The organism is Acinetobacter sp. RIT698 (assembly GCF_009668065.1).
Lineage (GTDB): Bacteria > Pseudomonadota > Gammaproteobacteria > Pseudomonadales > Moraxellaceae > Acinetobacter > Acinetobacter guillouiae.
On the sequence record NZ_WJYH01000006.1, the window covers coordinates 21151 to 41203 of the forward strand.

A 20053-nucleotide genomic window follows, 5' to 3' on the forward strand; every position below is an offset into this window, starting at 1 on the left:
AAAGGTGTCCTCGGGTGGTATTAAAAAATAATTTTAGACCCCAAGCCAACGACAAACGCATTGTCCACCTGATTGGTTGCACCAGGATGTACCACATACTGCACTAAAGGACGAAGCATGAACCATTTGGCAGGGTAATATGAGTAATTCAACTCAACATTATACTCTGCATCTTCATTCAACTGTCTTAAATTTGTTCCTAAACGAGCACCATTCACATAATTAGTATACCGATCGTTCAAATGTACCCGATTTACAGCCAAACCAAGAATATCGTTTGGTTGAGCATCAAACAGACCATAGTATTTTAGGCCAAGTTGCTGTGAATCATTTACGGCTGTCGTCGTACGATCATGAATGGTGAAGTTACCAAAACTGTGTAAACCGCGTTTCCCCTCTCCAGTTGAAGTCAATTGCTGTTCAAACGCAATCCAACCGCCATATGTACGATCTTCAGCCTTAGTTCCTGCTTTATAGCCCACATCATACTGATTTTTAGCCTCATCAGCAGTATTGTAAAGCGTACCAATACGATAACTGCCTGGTAAATTATTCACACCCTGCTTAGGTGACCACACCACTTCAGAAAGAATATTGACACCATCGGCATGCTTTGTATCCAAATTCCAGCCTTGTCGCTCTAAAGCATTATCAGGGTTGTATTCAAACACCCCCACTTGTGCAAATAGTTCAGGATTGATGTGATATTTTAAGCGTGCGCCCCATTGTGAGACTGGTGTGTTATACCAAAGCTTGCCTTGCCATTTCCCCATCTGTGCTGCACAAAATGCATTGCCTTGGAAATCACAAGCCATGGTATTGAATTCAGTACCTAAACCCATACGACCTAAACGCAAGCTTAGTCCTTGATCCTTAAAATTCTTTTCTATATATAATTCGCTGAGACGGCTCCCTGAATTACCACGTCCCCAATTGGCTTGCGAGTTTGCCCATTGTGGTGCATCTGGTGCTTGAATACCTCTGAGTGAAGTACTTTCACCTTGACGTGCTGTAACTAAAGCACGAATAGTCACATCATTCCAACCCGCCAGTTTCCCCATATCTAAGGTTGTACCCAGTCCGAATTGTGTCGCAAATGTTGGCGCTTGATGTGCATCATAACCACCATCAGCGAGATATGAACTGTCCATGGCAATGGTGCCATCAAATTTGATTCCCTTTTCTGCAAGTTCAGTCCGACTCCCATTCCAATCACCCGTCATGGTTGAGCCGTGTAAATTAAACGCATCTTCAGCTGATGCAAAAGACATCATGCTACATGCAGAGATTGCCAATAACGGATAAGCAATTTTTTTCATGGGAAAGCCTAATCAGGAACAAAACGAATAAAGATAAACTAGTCAACTCTCAATCACTTTAACCGTCTAAATTTAATAGAAAGTTCCAGCTTTAAAATGACTATTTTTCCTGAAATATTGAGATAAAAAGAATTATTTCAGTAAACAATTCACTAGAAATTTACACATTTTTTTACATATAACTATCAGATATTTTTTATCAATTGGAAAACTTTATTTTATCAATAAACTTTATTTTAAATAACAATAACTTAACAATAATAATTCTATCTTATTCAACGATCATATCCATAATTTTAAACTAAAGTCGTTGGCTCAACACAACCGCCCTTTAACGCAATCCAATTCTTGCATACAATATTCAGTCCTCACACCAATGTGACAAGTGCATGCCTGAATTACCTGAAGTTGAAACAACAAAAACCAGTTTACTCCCCCTGATCGACCAGAAAGTTCTTCATGTTCAAGTGCGTGAGTCACGGTTACGCTGGCCTATTCCCGAAGATATTCAACAACTTCAAGGTCAAAAACTCGTTCGCTTAACACGTCGTTCAAAATACATTTTGGCAGAGTTTGAAACCCATAGCATGTTATGGCATTTGGGTATGTCTGGTAGTTTTAGAATCTGTGATGAACATGAAGCGCTTAGAAAGCATGACCATCTGATCATTCAGTTTGAAGACACACAGCTGCGCTATCATGACCCTCGACGTTTTGGTTGTATCATTTGGCTGAATGAAGAAAGCCAAACAAAATTGATTGATACTTTAGGGCCTGAACCATTAAGTGATGAATTTCATGCCGAATATTTAGCAGAAAAGTTTAAAAATAAAAATGTCGGCACAAAAGTTGCAATCATGGATAATCATATTGTTGTGGGTGTAGGCAATATTTATGCAACCGAAAGCTTATTTAATTTAGGGATTCATCCGGCACAGCCTGCTTCGAGTTTGACGAAAGCACAAATTCAAAAATTGGTCATCGAAATTAAACGAATTTTAAAGCAAGCGATTGATTTGGGTGGTTCAACCTTAAGAGATTATAGCAATGCCATGGGTGAGAATGGCTACTTTCAGCAGACCTTATTGGCTTATGGTCGTGCGGGTGAGATGTGTATTAACTGTGAAACCACTTTAGAAAATTTAAAGTTAGGACAAAGAGCCAGTGTGTTTTGCCCACAATGCCAGCCATTAAAGATCGCGAAGAGCATCCCACAAAAACCACGAGGAAAAAGTAAATGAAAACTGCAATCGTTCGACATATTCTCGTCAAAGATAAGGACTTGGCTGAACAACTTAAGAAGAAGATCCATGATGGTGCTGATTTTGCCAAAGTGGCTAAACAGCATTCCACATGTAATTCAGCAAAACGTGGTGGTGAACTGGGTGAAGTAAAAAAAGGACAGCTTGTTCCTGTGATTGATAAACTGGTATTTACCGCTGCTGAACGTGTACTTCATGGTCCAGTAAAAAGCCAATTCGGCTTTCACTTGGTTGAAATTAAATTTCGCATGGATTTTTAGTTTAAAGATTTACATTCTTGGTATGAAGTTGAAATGATATCCCCTTGTCTGGCAATTCCCATACTCGCACCTTGCTCAAAACTCATCCATGCCTTAGTAAGGGGCTGACTCGGTTGATTTATGTATCCATACAATCCTTTTCCTTGCCCTTGAATAATACAGATTGGCTGATTCATAAATAACTTCTGAGTATTTCCACTTAGAATTTGAACTGTTTGCTCTATTACTGTTTCGGAATCATCATTTCGCTCTAATGACTTAGAAATGTCTTCCGCAGACTTTATTGTCAAATGCAAAGGTTGCTCAAACACAAGCGCTTTAAAGCGCTCAGGTAATGCTTGATAAGATGGTGATGGTTCTTCATCACCTTTATAATGATGATAATCCTGAATATGACAATGAATCTTCTTAAATTGTGAACGTGCACTTCCCATCGTTTGTGACCATGACATTGAACTGGCTACATCCTCAATATCTTTAATTAAAAATGCACTCTGAGCGTTTTGCAAATATATAGAGTTTTCAAAATCTGCACTTTGATTTGCCAAGGGGTCTGACTTATTCAATTTTTCCGTTTTTAAAATGATTTGGTCATTTCGTTTTATATATTGACCCGTTTGCAATTCAATATCTGAAACTTCATCTATAGGAGAGTACTTGACATCATCAAAGCTTAATATTTCAAATCTGTTGTTTTTTATTCTAATAAAGGTATATAAACCAAATGCATAGCGACTAAAATAAATCCCTTGAACCTGATCATTAGAATCATATTGTTCACATATCGAGATCACTTGAGGGCGTATTTCTGGGCTGAACTGCTTAATAAAATTTTCATCAACTTTAACTTGGGCTTGGCATCCATAGATTAGAAAACTCGCCAAAACAATAAAAATCTGAGCTGTTCTAGTCAATTTAAACCATCCTATATTTTTGAATCAATTTGCTCAGGTTTAAATTCATGGATAAACTTCGCATAATCATCAATATATGATCTAAATGCTTCTTCCCGAGTGGTAAAGTAAAATATTTCATTGCCATTTCTGACGATGGTTTCAGGAGATTTACCATTACAGTACCCTCCTGCTGAATAGACAGCAGACTTAAGCATTTGAAAACTTTGCTCAGCAAGCTGTTCATCCTTAAACGCAAAAACCAGCAAAACAAAATCTGGACGATATTGTTTTTCATCACCTAACTTAACTTTACTGATTGCCTTATAAGAGCGAATGCCCTCACCTTTTACTTGAATCACTTTATTCAGAGAACAATCATTTTCAGACCAAGAACTACCACTGTCTTTTTCTATAAACTCAAAATTGGCTTTTAATAAACGTGTTTGTAGGGCCAACAGTAATGTTTCATTTTCATCTACCGAATCGGTTTCTATAGTGACGTAGCGGGTATCTTCATTTGGCATTTCATTAAAAGTTAAACCGCTGGCAGGTCGGTTGCGATCCGCTTGTGTAGATGTTTGAGTATCAGCGGATTGTTGCTCTTTTGGATGCTCTGAACATGCATGCAAACTGATAAGTATTGCCATAATCCCTATGTTTTTTTTCATCAGCCCATCCCTATTTTCTTGCTTGCATAAAAAACGGTACTTGATCGTACCGTTTCATTCAACTCTTTTACAATGATTTAATCGCTTTATCAGGGTTTAGACATATTAAAATACTGTAATTTGAATCAATTTAATGAAGATTAAGCTTCAGGGCGTTTCTTTAATTCATCACGAATTTCACGCAGTAATGCAATATCTTCTGGTGTAGCAGCTGGAGCTTCTTCAGCAGGTTTACGGATTTTATTTAGGAATTTAACCAACAAGAAAACCACCCACATTAAGATCAGGAAGTTCAATACAATTGTGATGAAATTACCATAGGTTAATACATTAATTCCGGCTTTGGTTAATTCATCCAATGATGAAAGGTTATTTGGGTTATCGCCAAGTACGACAAATTTTTGGGTAAAATCAACACCACCACCCGTAATCACTGTGATTAAAGGCATAATCACGTCTTTCACTAATGAGTCGATAATTTTATTGAAAGCACCACCAATGATGACACCAATTGCCAAATCCATCATATTGCCTTTAATGGCAAATTCTCTGAACTCTGAAAGAATACTCATATTTTAACTCCACGCCGATTTTGCGTATTTTTTATGTGACGAAGTATACATTATGTTTCAACATATATTTCCGCCTAATTTACTCGCTTTTTATTAAAAACCAATATCCTTTTACATTTATATAAAAAAACCGCAATTTATTAAAAAATTGCGGTTTTTTTTTTTAGAAATTAAATTATTTCCAGTTTGAACGCTTAGCCACGTGAAGCACGTTTACGTTCATTTTCAGTTAAGAATTTTTTACGAATACGAACTGATTTAGGTGTTACTTCAACCAATTCGTCATCTTCAATAAATTCTAATGCTTGTTCAAGCGTGAATTTAATTGCAGGTGTTAACGTTAACGCTTCATCTGTACCAGATGCACGCATGTTAGTTAACTGTTTCGCTTTGGTTGGGTTCACAGTCATGTCGTCTGAACGAGAGTTCATACCCACGATCATACCTTCATAAACTTCTAACTGTGGTTCAGCAAATAGACGACCACGGTCTTGTAAAGTGAACAATGCAAACGCTAAGCAAGTACCGTTAACCATAGAGATCAACACACCGTTTTGACGTTTCGCAACTGCACCTTGTTTAGCTGTACCGTAATGCGAGAAGCTTGAAGTCATGATACCAGTACCAGAGGTAATGGTTAAGAATTCAGAACGGAAACCAATCAAACCACGTGATGGAACAGTTGCTTCAATACGGATACGGCCTTTACCGTCAACTTCCATATTGGTCAACTCACCTTTACGGTTACCCATTTGTTCCATAACAGAACCCTGATGTTGTTCTTCAACATCAAAAGTAACGTTTTCGTATGGCTCTTGAGTTTCGCCATCAACTTCTTTCATGATCACTTGCGGACGGGAAACACCCATCTCGAAGCCTTCACGACGCATTGTTTCAATCAATACTGAAAGGTGAAGTTCACCACGACCAGAAACTTTGAAACGGTCTGGACTGTCAGTATCTTCAACACGTAAAGCAACGTTATGGATCAATTCGCGATCTAAACGCTCACGGATATTACGTGAAGTTACAAATTTACCTTCTTTACCAGCAAACGGTGAGTTGTTTACTTGGAACGTCATCGAAACTGTAGGTTCATCTACAGACAATGCAGGTAATGCTTCAACATTTTTAGGATCACAGATTGTGTCAGAAATGTTCAATGCATCTAAACCAGTGATACATACGATATCACCCGCTTGAGCAGAATCTACATCTACACGCTCTAAACCATGGTAACCCATAATTTTTAAGATACGACCGTTACGTGTTTTGCCATCTTTATCGATAACAGTCACTGGTGTATTGGTTTTTACTGAACCACGTTGAATACGACCAACACCAATTACACCCACGAAACTATTATAGTCAAGTGATGAAATTTGCATTTGGAATGGACCATCAATATCAACTGCTGGTGGTTCAACGATATCTACGATTGTTTCGAACAACGGTGTCATGTCTTCCGCTAATTCTTCAGGAGAAGGACCAGCAACACCACGTAAGCCAGAAGCATATACGATTGGGAAGTCTAACTGTTCATCACTACCGCCTAAGTTATCGAACAAATCAAATACTTGATCGATTACCCAGTCTGGACGAGCACTTGGCTTATCTACTTTGTTGATGATAACAATTGGCTTCAAACCACGAGCAAACGCTTTTTGTGTTACAAAGCGAGTTTGTGGCATTGGGCCTTCTTGTGAATCGACAAGAAGAAGTACGCAGTCAACCATAGACATTACACGTTCAACTTCACCACCAAAGTCAGCATGTCCTGGGGTGTCGACGATGTTGATGCGGTATTCAGTATTTGTACGCTTGTCTAACCATTTGATTGCAGTGTTTTTTGCAAGAATGGTAATACCGCGTTCAGACTCAAGCGCATTCGAATCCATAACACGCTCAATCTCACCCGCGCGGTCACCGAGTGCACCTGATTGTTGTAAAAGTTTGTCGACAAGAGTCGTTTTACCATGGTCGACGTGCGCGATGATGGCAATATTACGGAGAGTTTTAATATCAGACATGTAAATTCGATACGCTTTAAATTTGAGGGCAAATTATACAGAAAAATCTTAACTTTTAGTAGTGACAGTTTATTGACAGTTACAAGTTTTTTTCACAACAGCAGGCTTTTTATTTTGTAATAGTGTGTAAAGCGATTAGAATAGCGCCATCTTGCCACTTCCAATTGCTGTGCCATGTCCAATTCTACCCCCTCTCCCAATCAGAAACAGGCTCAAATTGATCTTGTTTATGGTCTAGATGATCGTCCAAAACCACTCATCGCTTTTTTTGCGGCTTTGCAACATTTACTTGCGATTATTGTTCCAATTGTAACACCCGGTTTACTGATTTGTTTAGCTTTAGGTGTTTCTCCTCAAGATACCAACATGATTCTTTCCATGTCATTGGTGATTTCTGGGGTAGCAACATTCTTACAATGTAAAAAAATTGGACCCTTTGGTGCAGGGCTACTGATTGTTCAAGGTACAAGCTTTAACTTTATTGGTCCAATGATTGGGATTGGTTCAGCCATGGTTGCTGCGGGCACACCAGTAGAAGCGGTTATGGCATCTATTTTTGGTGTGGTCATTGCAGGCTCATTTATTGAAATGGGTGTTTCACGTATTTTACCTTGGGTAAAAAAGTTGATCACGCCCTTGGTTACAGGGATTGTGGTACTGTTGATTGGTTTAACCTTAATTAAAGAAGGTTTAATCAGCATGGGTGGTGGCTACCAAGCCATGGAAAGCCATACGTTTGCCAGCGCCGACAATCTCATCATGTCATGTACAGTGTTGGCAATTATCGTCCTTCTCAATCGCTTCAAAGTGGTTTGGGTGAAAAGTTCTGCAATTCTGATTGCTTTAGTCATTGGCTATATTCTTGCGGGCTTTATGGGCTATTTAGATTTTTCTGGTTTAAAAGATGCTCCATTGATTCAAATTCCGACACCAATGCATTTTGGAATTAGTTTCTCATGGAGCTTATTTATTCCTATGGCATTTATTTATCTTGTCACGTCTTTAGAAGCAATTGGCGATGTCACCGCAACCTCTAAAATTTCAAATCAGCCTGTAGATGGCCCAGTGTGGATGGAACGAATAAAAGGTGGCGTATTGGTCAATGGTGCCAACTCATTCCTTGCAGGGATTTTTAATACATTCCCAAGTTCTGTCTTTGCACAAAATAATGGTGTAATTCAGTTGACGGGTGTTGCAAGTCGTTTTGTTGGAATTTGGATTGCAATCCTGCTCATCATTCTGGGGTTATTCCCTGCTGTTGCTGGTATCATTCAGGCGGTACCGCAAGCGGTACTGGGTGGTGCGGTTATGGTAATGTTTGGTGCTGTTGCTGCTTCAGGCATTAACATTTTATCGGGAATTCAACTAGACCGTCGTGCGTTATTGATTATTGCTATCTCTTTGGGTCTCGGCCTAGGGGTTGCACAAGTTCCTCAAATTTTGGAACATTTACCAGAATTACCACGTAATATTTTTAGTTCTGGTGTCGCAACTGGCGGGCTAGCTGCATTAATTTTGAATTTAGTTTTACCCGAAACTAAAAAATAATAAATCTATTCTTTATAATGCCCAGCTTAGACTGGGCATTGCTCTAATTTTTATTGATGGATGGTGAATATGGAGCCAAAAAGCGAAGTTGTCATTCGACAGCATGACTACCTTTCTGGACGCGTGCTATTTGTAAATGCAGCAACGGATGATCTACTTTCAAATTTAGCTCATAACATCGAAGCAAGCATTTGGACTTGGAATTACAATGAGTTTCAATATTTTCAGAATCAGCAGGCAATGGTACATTTTGGTACTGACCTGCCAGAAGCTGAATTTGATCAAGCTGTTGTTTTTGTTCCAAAATCAAAAGAGCTACTCAACTATATCTTGCACAATTTAGTCAGTCGTTTAGCCGTTGGCGCTTCGATTTTCTTGGTTGGAGAGAAAAAAGGTGGTGTAGAACGTGCTGCAAAACAACTCCAGCCTTATGGTCAAGCCATCAAGCTTGATAGCGCACGTCATTGTCAAATGTGGCAACTCACCACAGATAAAACCGTGAAAGCAAAGCCATTAGCAGAATGGGCGCAAGTCTATAATGTTCCAACACCTGCTGGAGAACTTAGCATTTGTGCACTCCCTGGTGTGTTTAGCCAAAATCGTCTAGATATTGGAACTGCAGTGCTTTTACCTTATCTCAAACAAGTGACGTCTGGAAAGATTGCGGACTTTGGTTGTGGTGCAGGTGTCATCAGTGCTTATCTCAGTAAACTTAATCCGAAAAATCGTATTTTTGCTTTAGATGTCGATGCTTTTGCTTTAGCATCAACGCAAATGACTTTTGAAAAAAATAATTTACCTTTAGAACAACTTGAAATAAAAGCAGTCACAGGGATTGAAGATGCGCCATTGTTCTTACACGCCATCGTGAGTAACCCTCCATTTCACCAAGGTATTCAAACAGATTACAATGCCAGTGAAACGTTATGTAAAACTGCGAGACGACATTTAAAATCAGGTGGTGAATTATGGATTGTGGCAAACCGCTTCCTAAATTACCCATTACTCATTGAGCAGAGTTTTAGTCAATGTACGACTAAAGCAGATCAACAAGGCTTTAAAGTGCTGTTCGCCAACACTCAAAAAAGTAGTAAGGAATAACGATGAGCGAAACAGATCATCCTCAACTCCAGCGTAAGCTTGGAGCACGACATTTAAACATGATCGCCATTGGCGGTTCTATTGGTACAGGGTTATTCCTTGCTTCTGGTCAAACGATTGCCACTGCTGGACCTGGTGGTGCATTACTTGCTTATGTCCTGATTGGTATCATGATTTATTTCTTGATGACCAGTTTAGGTGAACTTGCAACCCATAATCCAACATCAGGCGCATTTTTTACCTATGGTAATAAGTATGTAGAAGAAGGTTTTGGTTTCGCACTCGGTTGGAACTACTGGTATAACTGGGCCATTACCGTTGCATTTGAATTGGTTGCCGTTCAATTCATCATGAAGTTTTGGTTTCCAGACATCCCCGGCTTTTGGTGGAGTGCGCTATTCCTTGCGATTATCTTCTGTATCAATGCCTTAACTGTAAAAGGCTTTGGTGAAAGTGAATTTTTATTTTCACTGGTTAAAGTCATTGCCATCATCTTCTTTATTGTCATTGGTTTATTCATGATTGGTAAAATCATGTTAGATCCAACAGATTCCATTACCAAGAATTGGACCGTTGGTGAAGCGCCATTTGTAGGTGGCTTTCAAGCCTTAGTCGGTGTGGCCATGATCGCAGGATTCTCGTTCCAAGGGACGGAGATGGTCGGTGTTGCCGCAGGTGAATCTAAGGATCCGAAAAAAACCATTCCAATCGCCATTAAACAAATCTTTTGGCGTATTCTTTTATTTTATATCTTGTGTATCTTTATCATTGGTACATTGGTTGCTTATACAGATCCAAACCTTGCACTTGCTGCGGAAGGTGATGGAAACATTACCCTGTCACCATTTACTCTATTATATGAAAAAGCAGGTTTAGCATTTGCAGCAGGCTTAATGAATGCCGTGATTTTGACTGCAATTATGTCTGCAGGTAACTCAGGTATGTATTCATCAACACGTATGTTGTTTGATATGGCACGTGAAGGTAAAGCGCCACGAGTTTTCTCTAAACTCGATCTTCGCGGTGTACCCATGAATGCACTGTATGCAACAACGGCAATTGCGGCACTGTGTTTCTTAACCACCTTTATTGGTGAAAGTGTCGTGTTTACTTGGTTGTTAAACATGTCAGGTATGTGCGGTTTTATTGTCTGGTTAGGTATCGCAATCTCACATTATCGCTTCCGTAAAGGTTATTTAGCTCAAGGCTATAAACTTGATGATCTCGCTTATCGTGCAAAATTCTTCCCTTTTGGTCCGTGGTTTGCCTTTATTCTTTGTGCCATCATTATTCTTGGCCAAAATGCAGAAGCTGTGCTTGATGGAAAATGGATGAGTGTGTTGTCTACTTATATCAGTATTCCACTGTTCCTTGTTATCTGGCTTGGCTATAAGTGGAAACACAAATCTAAATTGATTGCTTATGATCAGATGGATGTACAACCCATTCAAGTCGAAAAAGAGTAAATCACTTGATGTAAATAAAGCAGCTTTTTAGCTGCTTTATTGTTTTTTTATAACAGCAATTCAACGTGAATTAAAAATTAATTTGCTATGTTTCATTGACAAAGTTTTTTTTCTTTATAGAATAACGCCCATTGGATTATTTCCAATCAGAATTTTCACCTTTGATTTTAAATCAAAAAGTATAGGAGTACGACATGCATCAACTTGAGAAAACTTTAAATTAAGATTAAGCAGTCGTCTACCCACGGGCACTGAATTAATCAAAGTGTCCGAATGTCAGTCAAACCTAGCATTCGCTAGGTTTTTTATTGTCTTTAAAATTTGAATCGATCATTGCTTTGACAATAGTGTTGTAACCGCCTTCGGACAATAAAAAAATTTGCTTCGAGAAAAAAAATGAGCATACAAATGATTTTAAACGCCAAAGCAGAATATGGTGTTCCTGTAAAAATTTATACAAAAGATGTGGATGAGGAAAGCCTAACGCAACTGCGAAAAATGGCACAATTGCAATTTATTCATTCACATATCGCAGTCATGCCAGATGTACATTTGGGTAAAGGCGCAACCGTGGGAAGTGTTATTCCCACCAAAAATGCCATCATTCCTGCTGCGGTTGGCGTGGATATCGGTTGTGGTATGAATGCATTAAGACTTAGTCTAAAAGCATTTCAACTGCCCGATAACTTAAGCACTTTACGCAATGCCATTGAAAGAAAAGTACCTGTCGGCTTTGAAATGCACAAACAAATCAAAGCAAAGGCTTCAACCCTTTCGCCCTTAGATAAAAAACTCCAGCGTATTACAGAAAAACACCCTGCTTTAAAACGCATGTTACGTAGTTTTGATGTTACATGGCAAAAGCAACTCGGGACTTTAGGTGGTGGTAATCACTTTATTGAACTGTGTATTGATGAAAATGATGATATCTGGGTCATGCTGCATTCAGGTAGCCGTGGCTTAGGTAATGTGATTGGCACTTACTTTATTGAACGTGCCAAGAAAGAAGCACAACATCGTTTTGGTCACGTGCCTGATAAAGACTTGAGCTACTTTGCAGAAGGATCGACGAATTTCGATGATTATGTTGAAGCTGTAGAATGGGCACAAGAATATGCTTTTGAAAACCGACGAGAAATGATGCGTTTAATTTTAGAAGCAATTCGCCCTTTATTACCAAGTTTTCAAATGACCAAAGAAGCGATTAATTGTCATCATAATTACGTACAGAAAGAACTTCACTTTGGTGAAGACGTCTTTGTTACACGTAAAGGTGCAATTCGTGCAGGGCTCGATGAATATGGGATTATCCCCGGTTCAATGGGCGCGCAATCTTTTATCGTTAAAGGTAAAGGTAATCCAGATTCTTTTTGTTCATGCTCACATGGTGCAGGACGTAAAATGAGTCGTTCTAAAGCCAAGCATTTGTTTAATCAGCAAGATTTGATTGCACAAACAGTAGGCATTGAGTGCCGCAAAGATAAAGGTGTGGTTGATGAGATTCCAAGTGCCTACAAGGATATTCATCAAGTTATGGCCAATCAAAATGATTTGATTGATGTGGTCCATACACTGAAACAAGTATTGTGTATTAAAGGCTAAAGCCGAAATAGCCCTTAATTTTTATCATGAATCTCAGTAAATTTCGATTTACTGAGATTCACATTTGCAATTGAATTAACAATATCGAATCGCAGGACAATATTCACGAATCACAATAACTTGCTGACAAATTCCTTCAGCTAAACGTTGTTGTTCAAAGACAACTTTCGGCATAGCTTCAAAATTATCATAGAAACAAATCTCCTGATCATTTATCGAATAAACCAACGAATGATTTCCAACACCTTCTAAAGTGTCATAAAAAACAATGATATTGCACCCTTGTTCAATATAGGCTTGAATTTCTTGATAGCTTAGCGCTGGACTAATCTGCAACCCTAACTTCTTCGCATCTTGATAACGGACGATTTCTTTTTCATGAATATTTGAGTCTTCATCTGTATAAAAACACAGATCAAAACCTAATTTTTTTAATCCAACGGCTAGGCCAATCGTAAAAGTACCATCCTCTGCATCGTGATGACAAAGTTTAACCAGTTGTTGAATATCTAACTGAATTGAGTAATTTTGCAATAACATCCAAACAGCAAAAATACCGCAATTTGATTCTAGGTCTAATAAGGCTTTAGGCAGTTGCACACTCATTCAATTTTCAAACTTGTAGAAATCACAATCAACAATTATAACGCTGTAAGATCAAATTGAGAGGCTTTATCGAAATTACTTAATTTTTAAAGTCACCGTTACTCGTCGATTTTTCACTCGTCCCTCAGCTGTTTTATTATCAGCAATTGGCTTGGTTGGTCCTAAACCGAGCGTAATCAATTGTTCTGGATTGACTTGATATTCATTTAAGAGAAAATCTTTGACAATATTTGCGCGCGTTAACGATACTTTATTATTTGCTGCCAAAGAGCCAGTACTGTCTGTATGGCCTTCAATGTAGAGAACAAAATTTTTATTGTCTTTCAATAATTGTGAAGCAACAGATAAAGCAGGTTTATACTCAGCTTCAATGTCTGTTGATTTCGGTTGAAAATATATGGACAGCCCATTTTTCAATGACTTCACTTCATTTGGATACTGTTTTTGGATTGAAATACGATTTGAATTTATTGGTGTCGACGTACAGGCATTTAATGCCATGAGTACCAGTCCTAAAATAATATATTTCATCTTTAACCTGTAATTATTAATTTCTGATTCAATTTTATTTAGATATTCTATAATTATAAGTACTTTAAATAAAAAAGCGACTCAATTGAGTCGCTTTTTTATTCACTAAATAAAGGATTATTTAGTTACAGTACGGCTACCAGTGATTGTCGCGAATACACGACGGTTCATAGCACGACCTTCTTTAGTTTTGTTGTCAGCAATCGGTTGATCCCAAGCGAAACCTTGAGTAGACAAACGAGATGCATCAATGTTGTACTCGCTTACAAGCGCAGATTTAACAGAGTTAGCACGAGCTAAAGATAAACGTTCGTTTAACTTACGTGGACCAGTGTTATCTGTATGACCTTCAATACGAGCAGTCGCATTCGGGAATGTAGTTAACGCATCAGCAACTTTAGCAACTTCTGGCTTGTATTGATCTTTGATGTTTGATTTGTTTGTATCAAAGAACACACGAAGTTCCATGTTCAAATCTTCAGTAAGAACTTGTGGAGCTGGTTCAACTGGAGTTGGAGCAACTGGAACCACTGGAGCAACTTCTACTACAGGAGCAGCAGGCTTCAAGTGACCGCCAAGAACTACGTTAAGACCTGCAAGAGCAGTATAGTTCCAGAATTTTTCGTCAAAGTTATAAGTACCACGAGCTTCAGTACGAAGAGATAAAGCATCGTTTAAGCGCCAGAAAGCACCAACACCAGCATTACCTAAAGTACCTTCTTCGTTGTTATGGTAAGACATGTCATCAAGTTTGTACTTGTAATGACCAGCACCTAACAATACATACGGTTTGATTTTGCTGTCATAGTTTTTAGTGATCAAATCAGAAGTAGCATAAAAGTTACCGTTGATTTGAGTTTGCTTGTATTCAGAACCAGCTACGCCAGTACCGTCAAGATCACCTTTAACTTGGTTATATTCAGCTTCAAAACCTAACCATGGAGTAAGTTCTACACCAAGTGCAGCACCAACGAATAAATCGTCTTGTAATTCAGGACCGTTAGTTAACTCGCCTTTATCACCACCATTGTTGTGTTGAGTGTCTTGGAAAGTGTAACCAAGTAGTAAAGGTGTAACAGTTACACCAGCATTAGCAGCAGCGAATGGAGCGGCAACAAGCATAGCAAGTGCGATACGACTCAATTTCATGGATATCCTCCAGAGATAACAATTGTTGTTCAAGCTTAGCCTAAAATTTATTGGCTATCCTGAGATAAATTTTAATACCCCAGTATTATTTTTAAGCTACTCACGTTGAATCATACAAACACTTGAGGCTTTTTCCAAGTGCTTGATAACTTTAATCAAGTAAATTATTGACAAAATTACTTACAATTTCCGTTGTAATTCGGTAACATTTTACTCAATTTTTTTGCGTGGATCGCTTATCTTTTTGCTACGTGCATTTTAGCAGTAAAAGAAACTGATAGTAATAAATATTTTACTACGTTAACATTTCAATTAAATTTAATAGAAAAATCATTATTTTTCAAATAAAAAACAAGACTTAACAGAAGACCTTAAGATGTATTTTTATTGTAAAGAGCAAGGCCTAACCTTGTTCGAGCTTATCACCACTATTTGTATCCTTACAATTATCAGCCTAATCTGTTTGCCTCACTATCATAATTGGATGCAAAAACAAGAGATTAGAATCATATCTTCAGGTATCCAACAGCATGTTTCTTATGCAAGAAGTCAAGCTTTAGTCCGACATACTACTGTGGTCATTTGTTCATCCGAAGATTTAATTCGATGTGAAAAAGACAAATGGAACAAAGGATTACTTATTTTTACAGATAAAAATAAAAACAAACAAGTCGATGCTGAAGATCACATACTCCTCAAAACTGAAAATAAAATTAAATATGGCAAGCTGACGTGGGTCGGAAGTGCCAGCAGTAGAGATGTATTGACTTTACAAGGTGATACAGGTTTGCCCAGAGGTTCACCTGGAAGCTTCTATTATTGTAGCCAATATGATGAGGCAAATAATAAGCGCTACAAAATCGGACGAATGGGAGCAATAAATTTAGGGCCACCACCTGAATGTTAAAAACTGTTCTCTACGGTCAGCATATATTCAATCGCTAGACTTTATTCTTATACTATTTTTTATATACTGCTTAAGTTTTGGATATATTCACAGAATAATCATTTGGAGATTAAAACAATGACTGACATCGTAATTGTGAATGGTGCGCGTACAGCTATGGGTGGTTTTCAAGGAAGCCTGACCAGTTTGACTGCGCCAGAACTAGGTGCTGCGACGATTAAAGAAGCCATTGCCCGTGCTGGCTTACAACCAAATGATGTACAAGAAGTCATTATGGGATGTGTTTTACCTGCGGGTTTAAAACAAGGCCCGGCCCGCCAAGCGATGCGCAAAGCTGGCTTACCTGATTCAACCGGTGCTGTAACTATTAACAAATTGTGTGGTTCAGGCATGAAAGCAGTTATGCAGGCTGCGGATGCAATCAAAGCAGGTTCAGCAGATGTGATTGTTGCTGGCGGTATGGAATCGATGACCAACGCACCTTATCTTTTGCCAAAAGCACGTAGCGGATATCGCATGGGCCATGGCGAAGTAAAAGATCATATGTTCTTTGATGGCCTAGAAGATGCTGAAACAGGTCGTTTAATGGGTTCTTTTGCCCAAGATATGGCAAATAGCAAAGGCTATACACGCCAACAGATGGATGATTTTGCGATTCGTTCTTTACAACGTGCACAAAAAGCTATTACTGAAGGTTGGTTTAAAGATGAAATCGTTTCTGTCACAGTTTCAAGCCGTAAAGGCGATGTTGTTATAGATCAAGATGAACAACCATTTAATGCCAATATCGACAAAATTCCTAGCTTGCGCCCTGCGTTTGCCAAAGATGGAACAATCACGGCAGCCAATGCCAGTTCAATTTCAGATGGTGCATCTGCGCTGGTTTTAACCTCTGCGGATCATGCTGCAGCAAAAGGGCTTCAACCTTTAGCAAAAATTGTTGCCTATGCTTCAAACTCACAACATCCCTCTGAATTTACCATTGCCCCAGTAGGTGCAATCCAAAAGGTACTGAATAAAACCGGTTGGGATGTTCAAGATGTTGACTTATGGGAAATCAATGAAGCATTTGCTATGGTTACCATGTGCCCTATCGATGAATTTAAATTGGACGCTGAAAAAGTCAATATTCATGGTGGTGCATGTGCCCTCGGCCATCCTGTTGGTTCTACAGGTTCACGCATCATCCTGACCTTGATTCATGCGTTAAAACGTACTGGTGGTAAAAAAGGTATTGCTGCCCTTTGTATTGGTGGTGGTGAGGCGACTGCTGTAGCGATTGAAATTCTTTAAGCACCTCAATCCTTGAATTAAAAAGAGGCATCTATTACATGGTAGACGCCTCTTTTATTTTGCTTTCACCTGAACAACTTAAATATCGCTCAATTCATAATTAAGGATTTAAATTGTTCTGCTCTGGAATCGGGGCAATATAGGCAATAATCAGCATCACAAAACCCGCACCCAAGAAAGAAATCACGCGCGTTAACGTTCCAATATGAGATAAATCAAACAGTACCAATTTTAAGGTGACAATCACCAAAATGCTTCCCCCTAAAATCCATAAAGGACGTAATAATTTACGGCTAGCAAAGCTCATCGCAATAAAGGCTAAGCTTACCCAAAGCAAGGTTAGACTCAGTTGAGCAGTGGCATCTTGCCAAAGACTCAGTTGGTTATAAGGTGTAGCAAAATACACATGTAAGGCTCTTAGAACGATATAGCTACTCAGCCATAACAAACTTAAAACACATAGTACTGCAAGTATTCCATGGTCGATTCCCGGCTTCAAAGCTTGTTTAAATTGAAGGTTCAGCATCCAGAAAAAACCAATTAACATGGCGATACTAACCAAATCAAAGGGATTTAAGATTGGTAATAAATATCCTTGAAATGCTTGCTGTGAAAATAGCTGAGAACAAATCATCCAAATCAACATCAGTAACAAACTGCTGCGCGTTTGCCAAAACATTGTCCATTCTGAGTTTTTCTGAAAGAAGCACCATCCACAAAACACTAAAGGTAAAATGACCATGCTGATATAAGGCATCGTTGCAATTAAGCTAAGACTGCTTAGACTTAAACTGATTAAAACACCTAAACTGAGCCATTCACTTTCAAACTGTAGCCCTTTTGAAGGTCTTAACCAGACTGTCGCTAGCACTAAACCTGAAACTGCGATACCCCATCGGTCAATATCACTGGTCCATAGCAACATGCCATTTTTACTAATATCCAGCAATAAAATGAGTGTAAATACATAGACGGGAATTACCCCAATCCATTTTGGAATCAACCATGTTGATCTGGCCTTTAGCCATAACATCAATTCATTCATCAACAGATAAGCAATAACCACAATCAATACACTGTATATATATCGATTCTCTCCCTCTAAGAGATCAAGCAATAATGCAAGAATCATCGTGGTTGCAGAAATCATCAGTAGGCTTAAAAACAAGGTCGTTACTGAACTGATCTGTTTGCGAAAATCATCACGGCTATTTGCCAATAACACCACGGCGATATAGCTTAAACATAAGTACCAATACATCGTGGTTGGAAAATCAGGCAATTCAAACAAGTAATAAAGGCTTGAACAGCCTGCAACAATCAACAAGGCAATCGCCATATAACGACTGATCACCGATTGTCGATATAAAGCAAAGCCAAAAATACAGAGACCTTCAACAGCCCAACCCACCACACTCCACTGACCATGCAGAAGAATCGGTGGAATTAAAGCAAGAAAGATCAATGCCAAACTAAAATAACTTTGAGAAATCAGTTGAATAGATTGATTACGTTTTGAAAGCTGATAAATCCCAGCAAACACCACAGCAAAACCAAGGCTAAAACCAGCAAGAATCAGTTCTTGGTGAAAATACATTAAATATAAAAATAAATAGCCAATAATCGGTGCGCCAAAAATCAACGCAACATCTAAACTGGGTTTAAGTTTAAATTGCTCAAGATCCTGTTTGGCGATCAATTGACTGAATCGAAAACCAAGCCAAATGAATACTGCAAGATGTGCAAGAATAAGTATCGTGAGTGATTGTTTTTCTTGACTATAGCCATGATAGAACGCATAACCACCACCAATGATTACAGTCACTAAAAATCCGATCTGATTTAAATATTTCCAAGGTCTTAAGGTACTCAGTACAGCAATCGCAATGTTAATCACTAAATAATAAGCCATCAGTTCTGCTACCGTTGCATTTCGCACAGGTAACGTAAATGGCGCAATATAAGCAATAAGCACTGCCATCAATGCCAATTCCACGCTTTGCTGCTTTAAACTTAAACTCAGTGTCAGTGCCATGATTACAGCAAAACACAAACTTGCTAGATAAAGACTCGGAATCACCTGATTGTAGTAGGCAAAGAATAAGGTTAAAAATAATCCTGCCAGCCCCAAGCCCTCTATTGCTAAGGCAAAACTACGATTTTTATTTTGTAGCAACACACCCAACGCGGTGATTGCACCACTAGACAAGGCAACGATTGAAAGTTTGACCGCTAAACTTAATTGCCAATGCTCTGTCGCAAAACGCAGCAATAACACAATACCAATCACCAAAACCAAGATTGCAACTTTCAAAACAGGATTGCCTTGAAAAATCCATTGGCGAATTTGCCCCATTAAGTTCAGCGATGAATCTTGTGACGTGCCGATGTTTTGTTGAATAGATGATGGATGCTTTAAATCTGGAGATTGTTGTTCTGACAAATTCAAGTGTTGAATTTGCAATTGAACTTGGCTCAAATAGCGCTCTAAACGGCGCAACCAGCGTAAGAAAAAGAAAATCCAAGCAGTTAGACCTAAACCCACCATCCAGCTCAAATGCAGTGTTAAACCTACAACAGCAATAATCGAAGAGACATATAATGGCACTTTCGAGGTGCTTTGCAGTGGAACACGTGTCTGTTGCGCGATCTGTTGCAATGGATCTTGAATCGCATCCACATACTGCATCACACTCATGACAAATGCCAAACCACAGATGTAGGTCAATATCCGTGCATCCAAAAACCATGCACTGACTGCGATAATGATCAGCATCATTAACCAAATGATGCGAATTTCACTCTGCCCTTTGAGCATATTTCATCTTTCTCGATCCTGAGTA

Annotated in this window: 17 protein-coding genes; 8 read left to right on the forward strand and 9 right to left on the reverse strand. The window is 38.7% G+C overall.

Annotated features, from left to right (window positions below):
- Positions 1–20: 20 nt before the first annotated feature.
- Positions 21–1319: a carbohydrate porin gene (locus GJV03_RS04185; protein ID WP_154129531.1), complete on the reverse strand. Its 1299-nt coding sequence runs from the start codon at positions 1317–1319 to the stop codon at positions 21–23.
- A gap of 389 nt (positions 1320–1708) precedes the next feature.
- Between GJV03_RS04185 and mutM the strand changes: the two genes are divergently transcribed.
- Both mutM and GJV03_RS04195 read left to right on the forward strand, forming a co-directional pair.
- Positions 1709–2560 carry a bifunctional DNA-formamidopyrimidine glycosylase/DNA-(apurinic or apyrimidinic site) lyase gene (gene mutM / locus GJV03_RS04190; RefSeq protein ID WP_004722995.1) on the forward strand — a complete coding sequence of 284 codons (852 nt, stop codon included), beginning with the start codon at positions 1709–1711 and terminating at the stop codon, positions 2558–2560.
- On the forward strand, positions 2557–2841 hold the full coding sequence (locus tag GJV03_RS04195) for a peptidylprolyl isomerase (protein WP_004819160.1): 285 nt from the start codon (positions 2557–2559) through the stop codon (positions 2839–2841). Before mutM ends, GJV03_RS04195 begins: the two co-directional genes overlap by 4 nt.
- Here GJV03_RS04195 and GJV03_RS04200 read toward each other — a convergent pair.
- The 4 genes from GJV03_RS04200 to typA all read right to left on the reverse strand — a co-directional run bounded on the left by GJV03_RS04200 (position 2838) and on the right by typA (position 7007).
- A complete protein-coding gene (locus GJV03_RS04200; RefSeq protein WP_154129532.1) occupies positions 2838–3755 on the reverse strand; it encodes a hypothetical protein in 918 nt (305 codons plus the stop codon). The genes GJV03_RS04195 and GJV03_RS04200 overlap by 4 nt on opposite strands.
- Before the next feature lie 11 nt (positions 3756–3766).
- Positions 3767–4405: a hypothetical protein gene (locus GJV03_RS04205; RefSeq protein ID WP_154129533.1), complete on the reverse strand. Its 639-nt coding sequence runs from the start codon at positions 4403–4405 to the stop codon at positions 3767–3769.
- A 140-nt stretch (positions 4406–4545) separates the two neighbouring features.
- Positions 4546–4977, reverse strand: coding sequence for a large conductance mechanosensitive channel protein MscL (gene mscL / locus GJV03_RS04210; protein WP_004723003.1), 432 nt, complete (start codon positions 4975–4977; stop codon positions 4546–4548).
- Positions 4978–5171: 194 nt separating this feature from the next.
- Positions 5172–7007 (reverse strand): translational GTPase TypA, encoded by a 1836-nt coding sequence (gene typA / locus GJV03_RS04215; RefSeq protein ID WP_004723004.1) that lies wholly within the window; start codon positions 7005–7007, stop codon positions 5172–5174.
- A gap of 174 nt (positions 7008–7181) precedes the next feature.
- On the opposite strand from typA, the gene GJV03_RS04220 reads away from it, so the two are divergent.
- From GJV03_RS04220 to GJV03_RS04235, 4 genes are all read left to right on the forward strand, one after another.
- The gene (locus GJV03_RS04220; protein WP_004723006.1) at positions 7182–8555 is read left to right on the forward strand and encodes a uracil-xanthine permease family protein; all 1374 of its coding nucleotides are present in this window, start codon (positions 7182–7184) and stop codon (positions 8553–8555) included.
- Between the two features lie 69 nt (positions 8556–8624).
- Entirely contained in the window at positions 8625–9656 is a 1032-nt protein-coding gene (locus tag GJV03_RS04225) for a class I SAM-dependent methyltransferase (protein WP_154129534.1), read from the forward strand.
- A gap of 2 nt (positions 9657–9658) precedes the next feature.
- Positions 9659–11122 carry an amino acid permease gene (locus GJV03_RS04230; protein ID WP_154129535.1) on the forward strand — a complete coding sequence of 488 codons (1464 nt, stop codon included), beginning with the start codon at positions 9659–9661 and terminating at the stop codon, positions 11120–11122.
- Between the two features lie 396 nt (positions 11123–11518).
- Complete coding sequence (locus GJV03_RS04235; RefSeq protein WP_154129536.1) at positions 11519–12724, forward strand: RtcB family protein; 1206 nt, start codon at positions 11519–11521, stop codon at positions 12722–12724.
- A 75-nt stretch (positions 12725–12799) separates the two neighbouring features.
- On the opposite strand, the gene GJV03_RS04240 is transcribed toward GJV03_RS04235, so the two are convergent.
- The 3 genes from GJV03_RS04240 to omp38 all read right to left on the reverse strand — a co-directional run bounded on the left by GJV03_RS04240 (position 12800) and on the right by omp38 (position 15010).
- Positions 12800–13330, reverse strand: a complete 531-nt coding sequence (locus tag GJV03_RS04240; protein WP_154129537.1) for a cysteine peptidase family C39 domain-containing protein — start codon at positions 13328–13330, stop codon at positions 12800–12802.
- Between the two features lie 75 nt (positions 13331–13405).
- Complete coding sequence (locus GJV03_RS04245; protein WP_154129538.1) at positions 13406–13861, reverse strand: OmpA family protein; 456 nt, start codon at positions 13859–13861, stop codon at positions 13406–13408.
- A 117-nt stretch (positions 13862–13978) separates the two neighbouring features.
- Positions 13979–15010: an outer membrane protein Omp38 gene (gene omp38 / locus GJV03_RS04250; protein WP_154129539.1), complete on the reverse strand. Its 1032-nt coding sequence runs from the start codon at positions 15008–15010 to the stop codon at positions 13979–13981.
- 484 nt (positions 15011–15494) lie between these two features.
- Here omp38 and GJV03_RS04255 point away from each other — a divergent pair, with 484 nt between their 5' ends.
- On the forward strand, positions 15495–15917 hold the full coding sequence (locus tag GJV03_RS04255) for a GspH/FimT family protein (RefSeq protein ID WP_252720677.1): 423 nt from the start codon (positions 15495–15497) through the stop codon (positions 15915–15917).
- Positions 15918–16034: 117 nt separating this feature from the next.
- Positions 16035–17210: a thiolase family protein gene (locus tag GJV03_RS04260; RefSeq protein WP_004723023.1), complete on the forward strand. Its 1176-nt coding sequence runs from the start codon at positions 16035–16037 to the stop codon at positions 17208–17210.
- 100 nt (positions 17211–17310) lie between these two features.
- Here GJV03_RS04260 and GJV03_RS04265 read toward each other — a convergent pair whose 3' ends face one another.
- Positions 17311–20028: a DUF2339 domain-containing protein gene (locus GJV03_RS04265; protein ID WP_154129541.1), complete on the reverse strand. Its 2718-nt coding sequence runs from the start codon at positions 20026–20028 to the stop codon at positions 17311–17313.
- Positions 20029–20053 lie beyond the last annotated feature (25 nt).